Annotated in this window: 7 protein-coding genes and 1 tRNA gene; 1 reads left to right on the top strand and 7 read right to left on the bottom strand. The window is 69.0% G+C overall.

The window, feature by feature from the left end:
* Positions 1–22: 22 nt before the first annotated feature.
* From BQ8420_RS26100 to BQ8420_RS26080, 5 genes are all read right to left on the bottom strand, one after another.
* The gene (locus BQ8420_RS26100) at positions 23–3,358 is read right to left on the bottom strand and encodes an AAA family ATPase (protein ID WP_087102204.1); all 3,336 of its coding nucleotides are present in this window, start codon (positions 3,356–3,358) and stop codon (positions 23–25) included.
* A gap of 127 nt (positions 3,359–3,485) precedes the next feature.
* A complete protein-coding gene (locus BQ8420_RS26095; protein WP_087102202.1) occupies positions 3,486–5,201 on the bottom strand; it encodes a right-handed parallel beta-helix repeat-containing protein in 1,716 nt (571 codons plus the stop codon).
* Between the two features lie 170 nt (positions 5,202–5,371).
* Positions 5,372–5,447 (bottom strand) — tRNA-Thr (locus BQ8420_RS26090).
* Between the two features lie 102 nt (positions 5,448–5,549).
* Positions 5,550–7,073 (bottom strand): alpha/beta hydrolase, encoded by a 1,524-nt coding sequence (locus BQ8420_RS26085; RefSeq protein WP_200816107.1) that lies wholly within the window; start codon positions 7,071–7,073, stop codon positions 5,550–5,552.
* Between the two features lie 151 nt (positions 7,074–7,224).
* Entirely contained in the window at positions 7,225–8,397 is a 1,173-nt protein-coding gene (locus BQ8420_RS26080) for a DNA polymerase III subunit delta' (RefSeq protein WP_087102200.1), read from the bottom strand.
* A gap of 273 nt (positions 8,398–8,670) precedes the next feature.
* On the opposite strand from BQ8420_RS26080, the gene BQ8420_RS26075 reads away from it, so the two are divergent.
* A complete protein-coding gene (locus tag BQ8420_RS26075; protein WP_087102197.1) occupies positions 8,671–9,243 on the top strand; it encodes a peptidoglycan-binding protein in 573 nt (190 codons plus the stop codon).
* Between the two features lie 87 nt (positions 9,244–9,330).
* Here BQ8420_RS26075 and tmk read toward each other — a convergent pair whose 3' ends face one another.
* Entirely contained in the window at positions 9,331–11,439 is a 2,109-nt protein-coding gene (gene tmk / locus BQ8420_RS26070; RefSeq protein WP_087102195.1) for a dTMP kinase, read from the bottom strand.
* 264 nt (positions 11,440–11,703) lie between these two features.
* A complete protein-coding gene (topA, locus tag BQ8420_RS26065; protein WP_087102193.1) occupies positions 11,704–14,529 on the bottom strand; it encodes a type I DNA topoisomerase in 2,826 nt (941 codons plus the stop codon).
* Positions 14,530–15,104: the final 575 nt, after the last annotated feature.

Here is a 15,104-nt window from a genome sequence, read left to right as displayed (position 1 = left end):
TACCCCTTGTGGCCAGGGTCGGTCAGAACCCGACGACATCCTCCGGTGACAGTGTCTGGAGTTCGCTCAGTCCGGGGACGCCCCCGGCCAGAGCGGACGCCTCGATCCGACGCGCCTGCCGGGTCACACTCGCCTCGAAGAGCTTACGGACCTCCCGTCCGTTGCCGTCGGACAGGCGCACCGTCTCCCGCCCCATGGTCTGCGCCAGAGCCGCGCGGGTCTCCTCGGGAACCAGGAAGTCGGCACCTTCGGCCATTCCCACGAAGATGCTCGACAGCTCCTCCTCTCCGTAGGGGGCGAACTCGACGGTGCGGGAGAACCGGGACGCCAGCCCGGGATTACTGCCCAGGAAGCCGTCCATCTCACCGGTGTAGCCCGCGGCGATCACCACCACCTCGTCACGGTGGTCCTCCATGAGCTTGAGCAGGGTGTCGATGGCCTCCTGCCCGAAGTCGCCGCCGGTCCCGCCCGGGCGGGACAACGTGTAGGCCTCGTCGATGAACAGGACCCCGCCGCGCGCCCGTTCGAACACGTCCTTGGTCTTCTGCGCCGTGTGACCGATGTAGGACCCCACCAGGTCCGCGCGGGCGGCCTCGACCACCTGCCCCTGGGCGAGCACGCCCAAGGCGGCCATGAGCTGCCCGTAGATCCGCGCCACGGTGGTCTTGCCGGTCCCGGGTGGACCGGAGAACACCAAGTGCTGGGCGGACATCGAGGTGGCCAGTCCCACCTCCTGACGGCGCCGGTTCGCGGAGATGAGGCTGAGGAGGTCGGCGACCTCCCGCTTGACCTCGGCGAGCCCCACCATGTTCTCCAGACGGTCCATGAGCTCCCGGGTCTGTTCGGCGTCACGGGGCCCGCCCACTCGCGCGGACAGACCGGTGTCCACGACCCCTTCCAGGTCCTCGGGCAAGATCAGCGCGAGGTCCTCGGCGGAGCTGACGTCACCGGCGACGATCCTCCCGGCCTGGGCCTGGACGATCTCCTCGAACAGACGCCGTGACTCGCGCCCGTTGCCGAACGTCTCGTCCCGGCTCTGCCCCTGGAAGTGGCGGACCAACAGGTCCCGCACGCCCTCCCCCAGCGTGTAGCCCTGCTTGGGCGCCATCGTCTCGATGATGGTGGTGAGCTGCTCGGGAGAGTAGTTCTCGAACTCGATCGTCCGCGCCACGCGCGAACGCAGCCCCGTGTTGGCGTCGAGGAAGGTCCGCATCTCGCTGGAGTACCCGGCGAAGACGATGACGACCTCCTCGCGCAGGTCCTCCATCAGCTTGATGAGCGTGTCGATGGCTTCTTGGCCGAAGTCGCTGCCGCTGCCGAACTTCCGGGACAGCGCGTAGGCCTCGTCGACGAACAGCACCCCGCCGCGCGCCCGTTCCACGGCGTTGGTGACCTTGGCGCTGGTGCCGCCCAGGTGTTCGGCGACCAGGTCCTGGCGGCCCACCTCGACGAACTGGCCGTTGTCCAAGGCCCCCAGGGAGCGCAGGATCTCGCCGTACAGCCGGGCCACGGTGGTCTTGCCGGTCCCGGGCGGACCGGAGAAGACCAGATGCCGGCGGGCATTGAGCGCCGGCAGCCCCGCCGCGGTGCGTTTGGCGTTCGCCCGCTGGAAGACGACCAGCGATCGGACCTCCTTCTTCACCCCGTCCAAGCCCACCATCGTGTCCAGTTCGGCGAGCAGGTCGCCCAGGGACCCGGCCTCACCGGTGGGGGTGTCGGGGGCCGCGGTGCCTTCCGTGGCCTTCGCCTTGGCCCGGACCTCGTCGCCGCCCCTGTTGTCGGCGAGCTCGGTGTCCTCCAGATGCACGACGGCCTCGTCGTGCGCCTCCACGCCCTTGTCCTCGTGGCCGGAGACCCGGCACCGCACCAGCCGGACTCGGCTCTCATCGTCCAGCACCAGGACCCCGCTCCCGGCCCCGTCCCGGATCGCGGTGTCCTCCAGGGTGGCGACCCCGCCTCCCAGGACGGAGACCCCCTGTCCGCGGCTTCCGCTCAGGGTCGACGACCGCAGGACGAGCCGGGCGCCCTCGACGTAGAGGTTGTCGAACGCGCCGTCGACGATCCGGGCGTCGGTCACCTCCATCCGGCTGCCGGCGCTGATGTGGAAGGCGTTGCCCTCGGGCTCGGTCATCTCCACGCCGTGGACCTCGACGGTGGCACCGTCCTGGGCCAGGATCCCGCCGAGGACCCTCTCCCCGACCAGGTCCGTCACGGAGACATGAGCGTCGTGGACACCGAAGCAGGCCCCCTTGAGATCGCGTCCGTGCACCCCCTTGAACTCACCACTCCCACCGGATACGTAGACGCCGAACACACCCTCGGGGGCCCCGCTCCGGTGCTCGGCGAGTTCCAGGCCCGTCAGGCTCACCCGGCTCTTGACGAAGTTGCCCGCGTTGCCGCCCAGATCGAAGGCACGGAAACCCCGGCCGTTCACCCGGCCCTCGTTCGCGTACAACGCGGCGCCCTCCACCCCCCGCACGACCAGGTCGGAGAAAGTGAGTGTGCTCTCCACCGCGCACACCGCGTTCGTCGGGGCCCTCTCGACGAGGGCGTCGTCGAGCTCGACCTCGGCGCCGTCCAGTACGTGCACCGAGTCACCGCCCTCCGCGCCACCGGCCACGCGCAGCCGGGTGAACTTCGCCCGGGTACCCGAGCCGGTGACCCGCACCGGACATCCGCGGTCGCCCTCGACCGTCAGGTCGGTGAACTTCGGCCGAGCGCCCTTTTCCACCCACACCGACCAGGACCCGTTCCCACCGCACTCCCGAAGCTCGCAGTCGGTGATGGTCGGCGCGCAGTCGGACACGAACAGTGAGTGGTATTGGTCGTTGCCCCCGTGGAAGCGCACCCGCTCCACCGTGGGCGAACCTCCTCCCAGGATGCTGAGGGCCGCTTCCTCGAACACGCAGTCCCGGACGATCCCTCCCCCCTTGTTCCAGAGGATCCCGGCGCCTTCGAACCGGCAGTTGACCAATTCGTGCGAACGGCCGTTCAGGCCCAATCTGGCCTTGTCGTGGGATACGCAGTCCACCATCTTGAGGTGGGCACCCTCCTCCACGTACAGCGAGGGGTACTCGCCGGCGCCGCCCTCGACCCGGACTCCGTAAAGCTCCAACCTCCCGCTGGGCTTGACCATGAAGACGTTGCCATCGGCATTCCGTGTGATCTCCACGGTCCCGGGCCCTTGAGTGGGCACCACCATGATCTTCCGGGTCACCGAGATGATCCGGTCCTCGACGTAGTGCCCCGGATCGACGTGCAGGTACAGGTCCGTATTCGCGTACAAGGGGGCGCGGACGGCGGCTCCCAGGGAACGGAAGGCGCCGGGATCGCTCTGAGACACGCGGACCGTGTGCATGCGTCTACTCCGGAAGGTGAAGGGGTGGATGCGCTACGCACCTTAGCGTTCACCGGAGTTCCGAAGCCGTGGAGGGGTCGAGCCGACCTGGCCGGTTCCGGCCCGTCGTCGTAGGTCCGGTCAGAGGTCACCCCGTGGTGGAGGGCTCCGGCTCCGGGTCCGGCTCCGAGTCGGGATCCGGGGCAGGATCCGCTGCCTGGTTCAGATCGTTGTCCCGGAACACGGAGTCCTCGAACTCGTAGGTCGCGTCCTTGTCTCCCCGGACCCCGGCACCGCCGGTTTCCGCGATCGTCGAGCGTACGAGGCGAACCTTCCCGGCTTCGTCCCGCACGACGATCCCCGCCCCTCCGCAGTCGCGGATCTCGGAGTCCTCCAGCAGGACAGACCCGGCTCCCTCCACACACACTCCCTCCTGTCGGGTACCGGTCAACACCGTCGAACGCAGGGTGAGACCGCCGCCGTGCACCCGGGCAAGGCCGTACTCGTTCCCCTCGAAGTGACTGTTCGACACCTCCAGGAACCCGGCGGAGTGCACGCTCAACTGGAGCTTGGTCCCCTGGGTCGATCGCACATCGTCCAATCGTGCCCTGCCGCTTTTGCCAACGAACGCCGTCATACCGACCCGCTCCGCGACCACCATGGACAACACGGCGACGCCGCCCCGCACACCGAGCAACCACCCGTCGAGGTCGAAGGCCCGAACGTTCTCCAGTTCGAGGTCGCCCGCCTCCGTCATCACCGCCCCGGACTCCAGGTAGTCCAGCCCGTCGCTCCGCCTCAGCAGAGCGGGGTGATGGTCGCTCAACTCCACGTCGCTCAGACGTCCCCGAGAACGGATCATGTTGAGCAGGTCGCCCTTCTGTCCATGCCGCAGGGTGAGTCCTCGTCCCTCCAGAACACCGTCCTCCACCGTGAGGTTCGTATACTTCGTCTCCTCCACGGTCAGACCATCGACGACGAGGGTGGCCTTCCACATCTTCATTCCGGCGCCCTTGGGGTGGCGGATCCGGCTGTCGGTGAAACCCACCCGCTCGGAGTCCTGGACGTAGACCGTGTACATCCCTCCAAAGCCGCCGGCCACTCTGAGACGGGTGAAGTCGACGCGTGTGGTCGCGCCCAGGATCCCGATCGCCTTGTTCTCGGCGTCCTCGATGGCGAGATCCGTGAAGTGGACCACGGAGCCGTTGGTGACGCGTACGACGTAGTCCACAGAAGCCGTCTCGTTGAACCCGCCATCGTTGATCACGCAGTCGGTGATCCTCGCCCGGGACCAGGAGAATTCCAGGGTCGGCGCGCCCACGTCCCCGCCCTCGAAGCCCGAGAACCGAAGTACCTCGGCCACCACCGCGGCCCCTTCCCCGAGGGACATGCCCGCCTGGTAGAAGACGCACCGGTGCATCCGGCCGGTGCCACCACGCCATTCCAGGCCGGTGCCGACGAACCGACAGTCGACGAACTCGCTTTCACCCTTCCCCCGCAGACGTACCGGGACATGGCCCACGAACCAACTGTCGACCGCCTTGAGTCGGCCATCGCCCCTCACCTCGATCTGCGGTCGGTCCCGGCTCTTGGAGCGGATCAGCATCCCGTAGAGCTCAAGCGAGTGTTCGGTTTCGATCACCGCGCAGTCCCCGTCCACGGTGAGTTCCACGGTCTCCGGCCCATGAGTGGGCACGATCATCAGCGGCCCGGGGTAGGAGATCGGTCGTTTCTCCTCGTAGGTGCCGGGCTCCACGTGGAGGTAGAGGCCCTCCGTCAGGTCCCGGATCCGAAAGGCCGTCACCGCGTCCGACAGCGAGAGGTAGGCGTTGGGATCGGTCTTCGACACGCGTACCGAGTGCATGCGTCGGCTCCTGGAGGGGCTCAAGAGGGAATGTGGCGCTTCGTACCGTAGCGCCGTGTTACCCCACCCACGCCCGCCCCGACTGGGCGACCTGTTCGCCGAGTAGGCCGCTGGTCCCCTTTATGGCCCCCCAAAGCAAAACGCCACCCCGGATGGGGTGGCGTTTTCGCTGGAGCCGCCTATCGGAATCGAACCGATGACCTATTCATTACGAGTGAATCGCTCTACCGACTGAGCTAAGGCGGCACATCGGCACGCGTTCGTACGTGCCGGAGCCGCAACCAGTCTAGCGCCTCTCACGAGTGGGCCGCACACCCGGAGCCGACCGGCGGCTCCGGGTGATCTCGATCAACCGGCCAGGTTCGGGGCGCAGGTCATCCCGTCTTCGGGCACCGTCAGCTCCAGCAGGTACTCGTCCACGATCTCGTCGACGCATTCGTCACCCATCCGGTAACCGGTGTGACCGTCACCGTCCCGGGTGACCAGGAAGGCGGACGCCAGCTGATCGGCGAGCGACTCGGACCAGGCGTAGGGGGTGGCGGAGTCACGGGTGGTACCCACCACCATGATCGGCTCGGCCCCCGTACCGGTCAGCTCCGGGGTGTCGGCCACCGCGTCCTCCGGCCAGAAGGCGCATGGCAGAGCGCCCCAGGCCAGCATCGGACCGAAGACCGGGGACTCCTCCCCCGCGGCGGCGGCAGCCTCCGCGTAGGCCCCCACATCGCGTGGGGCCGGGGAGTCGGAGCAGTTCACCGCGGTGAGCGCGGCCGTGGAGTTCACGTACTCGTCCAGGTCTCCCCGGCTGTACAGGTCGTCGCCCAACAACAGCAGTCCGGTGCCATCGCCACCCTCCATGGCGTCGGTGAGCGCCTCTCGCACCCGTGGCCACCAGTTCTCGGTGTACAGGGCGGCCAACACCCCCAGTTCGGCGCGGGCACGGTTGACCTCCCGGCCATCGTCGGCGGTGGTCTCCAGCGGCTGCGTCGCGGCCTCGTCCAGGAACGCCTCCAGCGCGGTGATCGCCTGGTCGACTCCGTCGCCGGAGTCCCCGAGCGGGCAGTCCTGTTGGGCCAGGCAGTCCTCGACGAAGGCGTGCAGTGCCGTCTCGAACCCGGTGGCCTGCTGGACGCTCACGCTCAGCTGGTCCTGGGTCGGGTCGACCGCGCCGTCCAGGACGAGCGCGCGCACGTGGTCGGGGAACTGTTCGGCGTACTGAGCGCCGATGTGGGTGCCGTAGGAAGCACCCAGGTAGGTGAGTCGCTCGTCGCCCAGGAGCACGCGCAGCAGGTCCATGTCACGGGCCACGTCGGCGGTGCCGACGTTGCGCATCAGGTCGGGAGCGTTCTCCTCGCAGGCATCGACGAACTCGCGGCTGCCCTCCTCGATCTGGGTCAGTCCCTGGGGGCTGAGGTCCGCCATGTCGTCGGCGCCCGGCCCGGTTCCGTAGTCGGTGCCCAGGAACTCGTCGATCTCCTCGGCGTTCAGGCAGGTCAACGGGGTGCTGCGGCCCACTCCTCTGGGGTCGAAGCCCACCACGTCGAAGCTCCGCCGCACCGTCTCGCTGAGAGTGTAGGGCGTGTGGTCGACGAAGTCGTGTCCGGAGCCGCCCGGGCCGCCGGGGTTGACCACCAGGGAGCCCAGCGTCTCGTCACCGGTGGCGGGGACACGCTTGACCGCGATCTCGATCCGTTCGCCGTCCGGGTCCTCGTAGTCCAGCGGCACCTCGAAGACCGCGCACTCGCTCTCCGGCAGGCCACTGTCGCACTCCTGCCAGTCGAGTCGCTGCTCGGCGAAGTCGACCGGGCCCGTGGCCGCGCCATCATCGTCGGCCCCACCGTCGTCGGAGGTACAACCGGCGACCAGCACCACCATTCCGAGCAGCGTCGCCCCTACCCGTGCCCTCAACCCCACCCGAACCGCCTCCACTCGTCCACCACCTCGCGTCCCGATTGTCGCGGACCCGTCCGCATGCCCGATCCCGGCCCCTCCATGGGCCCCGACCGAGTTCTTGTTCGGCCGCCCCTCAGCCGGTCAGCAGGGCGGAGGTCATGGCCTCCATGGCGATCTGCGGGTGTACGTTCGCGGCGATCCGCTCCCGACACTTCATGATCGCGTCGATCCGGCGCAGGGTGGCCTCGGGTGGGCCGGAACGGGCGATCCGTTCCAGGTCGCCGGAGCGTTCCGCGGTGGACAGTTCCACGGTGGCGCCCAGTTGGAGCGCGAGAACGTCCCGGTAGAAGGCCGCCAGATCCAACAGGGCCCGATCGTAGGAGTCGCGCTTGATTCGGGTGGCCCTGCGCTTCTGGCGTTCGTCCAGGTCCTTGAGCGCCCCGGCGGCCCCGCGGACCGCCTTGGCCACGCCCTTGCCGGTGGAACCCTCGCCGAAGGCCGCCTTGAGCTCGCCCTTCTCCTTCTCGTTCAGCGCGGTGGTGAGCGCCTTGGACTCCTCCTCGGCGATCTCGTACAGTCGCGCGGCCGCGGTGACGCAGGCGCCCAGGCCGGTCAGGCCGGCCGGGATGGACAGGACCTCCTCCCGGCGGCGGCGCGCCTCCGGCTCCGTGGCCAGTTGCCGGGCCCGGTCCACACGGCCGGCGGCGGCACGGGCGGCGGACTCGGCGGTCACGGTGTCCACCCCGTCCCGTCGCACGAGGGAGTCGACGATCTGCCTGGTGCCGGGGGTGGCCAGGGTGACCAGCCGGCAACGGGAGCGGATCGTGATGAGCAGGTCGTCCGGGGTGGGGGTGCACAGCAACCACACGGTGCGCGGCGAAGGCTCCTCCACCGCCTTGAGCAGGGCGTTGGACGCGGCCTCGGTGGCGCGGTCGGCGTCCTCGAAGAGCACGATCCGGAAGTTGCCGCCCGAAGGCTTGGAACCGGCCCGCAGCACCAGGTCACGGGTGGCGGCCACACCGAAGCTGAGCCCGCTGGGGCGGACGTAGAGCACGTCCGGGTGGGTACCGGTCAGGACCTGGTGGCAGGAGTCACAGTGGCCGCAGCCGCCCTCGCGGCATTGCAGGGCGGCGGCGAAGGCACGCGCGGCCTCCTCACGGCCCGAGCCGGGTGGGCCGGTGAACAGCCAGGCGTGGGTCATGCCGGCGCCGCGTCCCCCCGCCAGGAGATCGGCGGCGCCCTGGACCGCGCGCCCGAGCTGGGCGGCGGCCACCTGTTGGCCGACGAGGTCGTCGAAGACCGTCACGCGCTTTCCCCTATCCACGGCTCATTGGTTCGGTCTCCAGGATAGGAGCCGGCACCGACGCCCGGACCGTTTTCCACAGGCCCTTCTCCACCGTTTCCCCAAGGGATCCGCGCTCGGCCACGCGACCCGACGCGACCTTCTCTTAGCGGTTGTCATCGGGGCCGAAGCAGGTCAGAAGGGTTCTGGAGGTGAACCCGAACCCGGTGCGACGGATCTCTCCGGGTAGAGGGCGGCCACAACGGGGGCGCCGCCCGCACCGCAGAAGGAGGACATATGTCGAAGGCACGAGGGATCACGATGCTGTTCGCGTCGGGCGCCATGGTCGCGGGGTTCGGCCTCGCGGGGGCGCCGGCCGCGCTGGCGGACGGTCCGAACACTCCACCCGAGGTGGTCGCCGCGATCGAGGCCGCTTCGTGGCCCGAGCTCCAGGAGGGCCAGGAGACCTGGGAGGTCGCGGTCGTCAAGTTCCTGCTGGTGGAGTACGGCTACCTCGACGTCACCGAGGCCACCGAGGTGTTCGATGAGCGGCTGACCGAAGCCGTGCTGGAATACCAGGAGGCCGAGGGCGTCGACGCGACCGGGATCGTCGACGAGCCGACCTGGAGCGCCCTGACCGACGACCTGGGAATCGTCCGCCAGGGTGACAGCGGCAACCTGGTGAAGGCCGTCCAGTACTCGCTGATCAACGGGCACGGGTACGACCTGGACCTGGACGGGCAGTTCGGTCCGGCGACGCGCGACGCGGTGATCGATTTCCAGACCGGCGCGGAGATCGACCCCGACGGCGAGGTCGGGCCGATCACCTTCCAGGCCCTGCTGACCCCCGACGAGGTCTCGGTCGACTGACCCCTGATCCGGCGAGGGCCTCCCACCGCGCGGTGGGAGGCCCTGTTTCGTGAAGTGCCGTGGCGTGGTGCGCCGTGTCGTGGGGCGCTACTCCGGTCGGATCACCGGGATCATGCCGGTGACGGCCTCGGACTCGGCGGCGATGGGGTCCGGCAGCAGCGGACGCACCCGACGCTGGATCTCCCGACCGACCCGCTCCCGGGTCTCACCCGCGTCCAAAACCAGGTAGCGGTCCGGCTCGGCCTCGGCCAGGGCACGGAACCCCTTCCGGACGCGCTCGTGGAACTCGGCCGACTCCGCCTCGATCCGATCGGCGGGGCCGCCCAGTCGTGCCAGCCCTTCCTCGGGGCGCACGTCCAGCAGCACCGTGAGGTCCGGAACCAGCCCCTGAGTGGCCCAGTCGCTGATCTCCTTGATCTCGGGCACCGCCAGGTCGCGTCCGGCGCCCTGGTAGGCCAGCAGGGAGTCGACGTAACGGTCGCTGATCACCACGGCGCCGCGACGCAACGCCGGCAGGATCTCCTGCTGGACGTGGTCGGCCTTGTCCGCCGTGTACAGGAGCACCTCGGCGCGGTCGGTGATGTGCGAGTTCTCGCGGTCCAGCAGGATGCCGCGCAGCCGCATCCCCAGCTTGGTGGCACCCGGCTGGCGGGTTCCCACCACCTCGAAGCCCTGGTCGCGCAGCCACACGGTCAGGTCACGGACCTGGGTGGACTTGCCGGCGCCCTCTCCGCCCTCCATGACGATGAAGGTTCCTTCGATGGTGGACTCCTCCACCTCCTCGGCGCGAGGGCTGACCCCGCGCAGGGCGGCGAACAGCTCCGGCAGCAGGCCGGGACCCGCGTCGGGGTCCTCGGCGTTGGCCTGGCGGTAGGCGACGAAGGCCAGTACCAGGGCGACGAGACCGCCCGCGAGCAGGACCAGTCCGCTGCCGTACAGGGTGTAGGTGAGCGGCCCACCGAGCGGGAACTCGTGGTCTCCGGCGAAACCGGCGGCGACCGGGGCCAGGACGGCCGCGGTGAGCAGGGCGATCCGTCCGGTGGCGTGCAGGAGGGCGAAGGCGGCCTCGCGCCGTTCCTCCTCGACCTCGACGTTGATCAGCCAGGTACCGGTGGCCCAGGCCAGGCCCGCGCCCAGTCCGAGCACGAACGCCAGGACCGCCGACAGGACCATGTCGGTGGTGGCGCCGGCGATGAGCAGGGCCAGCGCGGCAAGCGCCACGGACAGCCCGAGGAACCGACGGCGACTGAACTGCTTGAGCACGCGCGGCGCGGAGACCACACCGAGCCCCAGGCCCAGGAAGAGCGCGGCCACCAGGAAACCGAAGCCGGCGTTGCCCGCTCCGAGGTTCTCCACGTGCGGTCGGCCCAGGCCGATGACCAGACCACCCGCGGCGGCGGTGACGGCGAGGCCGAAGAGCACGCCTCGGGTCAGCGGACCGGCGCCCACGGCCTCGCGGCCGTTGCCGAGCGAGCGCATCAGCGCGGCGTCCCGGTTGGGGCTCAGCGACGTCTTGGAGACCGTGTGCTTGGGCAGCGGCAGCCCGGCCACGACGATCGCGGCGACGAAGAAGGTGAGGGCGTTGAGGTAGAGGGCGACGTCGGCCGCGGGGTCGGCCATGGAGGGCAGCAGGGCGCCCAGCAGGTTGCCCACCGAAGCCAGGGCCGCGAAGAGCAAGGCCGCCACGGGCGCGGCGCCGTAGGTGGCCAACAGGGTCAGACGGCCGGCCTGACCGAGCATGCGCTTGGGAACGAGGACCGCGATGGTGGCGTCCCGGGCGGGTGTCCAGAACAGGGCCACGATCTCTGCCAGCAGGCCCGCGATCAGCAGCCACTGCAACGCGAACCCGGGGACCAGCAGCCCCATGACCGGGATGGACACGTACAGCAGGCCCCGGAGGACGTCACCGCCGACCATGGTCCATCGACGGTCTAGCCGGTCGGCCACCAACCCCGCCAAGGGGCTCAGGAGGACCGCGGGGGCCAACTTGATGGCGACGACCCCGGCGATGACGAGGTACTGAACGAGAGTGGAGCCGTCGGCGGTGAAGATGGCCGCGAGGGACACCAAGGCCAGAAGGCTCAGCCAGTCCCCCAGGCTGGACAGGGAAAGCGAGACCCACAACCTACGGAAGGGTGTGATCGCGAGGACGTTCCGCGCCTCGGTCGGCGCTCCCAGGGGTGCAGATCTGCTCATAGCGCTCAAGATTATCGATGAGGGGGATTGGTACTGACGGGCGCTTGTCGCCCGTCCGGGGATTCGGGGGATACCTCCGGGGATCGCACTCGATTCCGTGCCCCCATCAGCCATGCTCAGCGTAGTACGGAAGATCATTCCCCGACAGTGGGGGAGGTCCCGTATGCGTTACGAAACACCGGAAACCGTCCACCCGAACATCTCCCGTGGGAGACGCCCGGATGGACGGTCACGCGAAGCGCCAGCCCGCGGCGAGCACCATCGTCACTCCGTGGCGGTGGTCTTCGGCTCGCCGGTCTTCTTGGCGGCGGGCTTGCGCGTCGTCGCCTTCTTGGTGGTGGTCGTCGTCGCCTTCTTCGCGGTGGTCTTCTTGGCCGGGGCCTTCTTCTTGGCGGGCGCCTTCTTCTTGGCCGGGGCCTTGGCCCGGCGCTCGGCCAGGAGCTCGGCGGCACGCTCATCGGTGATGGACGCGACCTCGTCGTCCTTGCGCAGGGAGGCGTTGACCTCTCCATCGGTGACGTAGGGGCCGAAACGGCCGTCCTTGATCACCATCTTGGCGCCGCTCTCCGGGTCCTCGCCGAGCTCGCGCAGCGGCGGGGTCGCGGCGCGGCGACCACGCTGCTTGGGCTGGGCGAAGATCGCCTTGGCCTCATCGAGGGTGATCGTGAACATCTGCTCCTCGGTTTCGAGGGAGCGGCTGTCGGTGCCCTTCTTCAGGTACGGGCCGAAGCGACCGTTCTGCGCGGTGACGTCCTCGCCGTCGAGGTCGCCCACCACACGGGGCAGGGACAGCAGACGGAGCGCGTCCTCCAGGGTGACCGTGTCCAGGTCCATGCTCTTGAGGAGCGAACCGGTGCGCGGCTTGACCTTGGCCTTGGCTTTGGCCTTGCTCTTGGGCTTGGTCTCTCCCTCGGCCTCCTCCGGCTCCGGGATGACCTCGGTGACGTAGGGGCCGTACCGTCCGGACCTGGCGAGGATGGTGCGCCCGGACTCGGGGTCGACACCGAGCTCACGGTCGCCGCTGGGCTGGGCGAACAACTCCTCGGCCTTGTCCGGGGTGAGCTCGTCCGGGGCCAGGTCCTCCGGCACGTTCACCCTCGTGCCGTCCCGGTCCAGGTAGGGACCGAAGCGGCCGACCCGGAGCACGATGTCGGTACCGGGCAGCGGCAGGGAGCTGACCTCCTTGGGGTCGATCTCGGACAGGTGGTCGCCCACCACCAGATCCTTGAGACCCGTCTCCTCCTGCCCCTCGGGGGTCCGTCCACCGAAGTAGAAGCGCCGCAGCCACGGCAGGCTCTCGGTCTCGCCTCGGGCGATGTCGTCGAGGACGTCTTCCAGGCGCGCGGTGAACTCGTAGTCCACCAGGTTCCCGAAGTGGCGTTCCAGCAGCTGCACCACGGCGAAGGCCAGGAAGGCCGGAACCAGGGCCGTGCCCTTCTTGAACACGTAGCCGCGGTCCTGGATGGTGCCGATGATGGCGGCGTAGGTGGAGGGGCGGCCGATCTCCCGCTCTTCCAACTCCTTGACCAGGGTGGCCTCGGTGTAGCGCGCCGGAGGCCGAGTGCTGTGCCCCTCGGCCTCCAGGCTCTGCGCCTTGACCGGGTCCTTCTCGCTCAGGGCGGGCAGGCGGCGCTCACGGTCGTCCAGGTCGGCGGCAGGGTCGTCGGAACCCTCGACGTAGGCCTTGAGGAACCCGTGGAAGGTGATGACCTTGCCGCTCGCGCTGAACTGGACGACCTCGTCGCTGCTGGAGGTGCCCTCGATGCGGACGGTGACCGACTCGCCGACGGCGTCCTTCATCTGGGAGGCGACGGTGCGCTTCCAGATGAGGTCGTAGAGGCGGAACTCGGGGCCGGACAGACCGGTCTCGGAGGGGATACGGAAGGTGTCACCCGCCGGACGGATGGCCTCGTGGGCCTCCTGGGCGTTCTTGACCTTCTTGGCGTACACACGCGGCTTGTCCGGCAGATAATCGCCGCCGTAGAGGCGTCGCACCTGGTTGCGGGCGGCCTTGACGGCGCTGTCCGACAGCGTGGTGCTGTCGGTACGCATGTAGGTGATGTGCCCGTGCTCGTACAACCGCTGGGCGACCTGCATGGTCTGCTTCGCGGACAGGTTGAGCTTGCGGGAGGCCTCCTGCTGGAGGGTGGTGGTGCGGAACGGCGCGTACGGAGAGCGACGGTAGGGCTTGCGCTCCACCGAGGCGACCGCGAAGCCGGCTCCGGCGAGGCGTTCGGCCAGGCCACGGGCGGCGGACTCGTCGAGGTGACGCACGTCCCGGTCGGAGCGAATGGTCCCCTGGGGGGTGAAGTCGCGACCGGCGACGACGCGCTTGCCATCGACCGACAGCAGCGTGGCCGGGAAGGCGGCGGGAGCGTCGGCGACCGCTCCGGCGGCGTCGAAGACCGCCTTGATGTCCCAGTACTCGGCGGAGGTGAAGGCCATCCGCTCGCGTTCACGCTCGACCACGAGTCGGGTGGCGACGGACTGCACCCGGCCCGCCGAGAGCTTGGGCATGACCTTCTTCCACAGCACGGGTGAGACCTCGTAGCCGTAGAGACGGTCCAGGATCCGGCGCGTCTCCTGGGCGCTGACCAGACGGGTGTTGAGCTCACGCGTGTTGTTCGCCGCGTACTGGATCGCGTCCTTGGTGATCTCGTTGAAGACCATCCGGCGGACGGGGATCTTGGGCTTGAGCTCTTCGCGCAGGTGCCAGGCGATGGCCTCGCCCTCGCGGTCCTCATCTGTGGCGAGCAGAAGCTCGTCGGCGTCGGCCATCAGCTCCTTGAGCTTCTTGACGTGGGCCTTCTTGTCGGTGTTGACGACGTAGAGCGGTTCGAAGTCCCCGTCGACGTCGACACCGAGCCGCGCCCAGGACTCCCCCTTGTACTTGGCGGGGATCTCCGCGGCCTTGGCCGGCATGTCACGGATGTGACCAATGCTGGACTCCACGACATAGCCGCGCCCCAGGTAACCGGCGATGGTCTTGGCCTTGGCCGGTGACTCGACGATGACGAGAGCGGTCCCCGCCCCCTGGTTTCCGTTGTCCTTCGAGCCGTTCTTGCCGGCGCTGCCCTTCGTGGCTGGCACGCTGTTTCCCCTACGTCTAGCCTTACGTTTTCTCTCGGCCGTGGTCCTTCGGTTCCCGTGGGAACCGACAGTAACCGAACTGCGGACACTCCCCGTCGGTGGGCGGACCGGGTCGGCCGCACCCGGGATTGTCCCCTCGTCGGTCCGACGACCCCACACCCACCGGCACCCGCAGAATAAGCGCTCAACGGACCGGTACCGGCCCGTAACGTGGATTTGCGACCGTGGCAACCCTCTCCCCCGGCCTCTCGGCGACTCTGACGAGCACCCTGAACACCCCGATCCGGTGACTTACATCACACTTGCGAGCGCCGGGGTGTTCTGTCTCCGAAATGCGGCGAGTCCTCCCGGATATTCCCGGGAGGACTCGACTCGTGTTCTCGAACCGGTGGTCGTCACCTCCACTCTCCCGCAGTCCACCGCGTTCCTCACGGAACGGGAGCGCGGAGGCGACTTCCACCGATTCGTTGTGCGCGGCGCGTGTGCGCCGCTCGCGGGAAAGATGCTCCCCGACCATCGACCGCCGTCCACCTCAGGATGTGCGCGCCCACCGCAGTCCACCGCGTTCCTCACGG

It is taken from the genome of Nocardiopsis sp. JB363 (genome assembly GCF_900143625.1).
Classification (GTDB): domain Bacteria; phylum Actinomycetota; class Actinomycetes; order Streptosporangiales; family Streptosporangiaceae; genus Nocardiopsis.
Note: the sequence above shows the minus strand (reverse complement) of the source record. Positions and strands in the feature narration are given on the sequence as shown.

Bases quoted from the DNA above. Each gene is read 5' to 3' on its own strand.
- BQ8420_RS26100 (WP_087102204.1), bottom strand. From the start codon at position 3,358: ATGCACACGGTCCGCGTGTCTCAGAGCGATCCCGGCGCCTTCCGTTCC.
- BQ8420_RS26095 (WP_087102202.1), bottom strand. From the start codon at position 5,201: ATGCACTCGGTACGCGTGTCGAAGACCGATCCCAACGCCTACCTCTCG.
- BQ8420_RS26085 (WP_200816107.1), bottom strand. From the start codon at position 7,073: ATGGTGGTGCTGGTCGCCGGTTGTACCTCCGACGACGGTGGGGCCGAC.
- BQ8420_RS26075 (WP_087102197.1), top strand. From the start codon at position 8,671: ATGTCGAAGGCACGAGGGATCACGATGCTGTTCGCGTCGGGCGCCATG.
- tmk (WP_087102195.1), bottom strand. From the start codon at position 11,439: ATGAGCAGATCTGCACCCCTGGGAGCGCCGACCGAGGCGCGGAACGTC.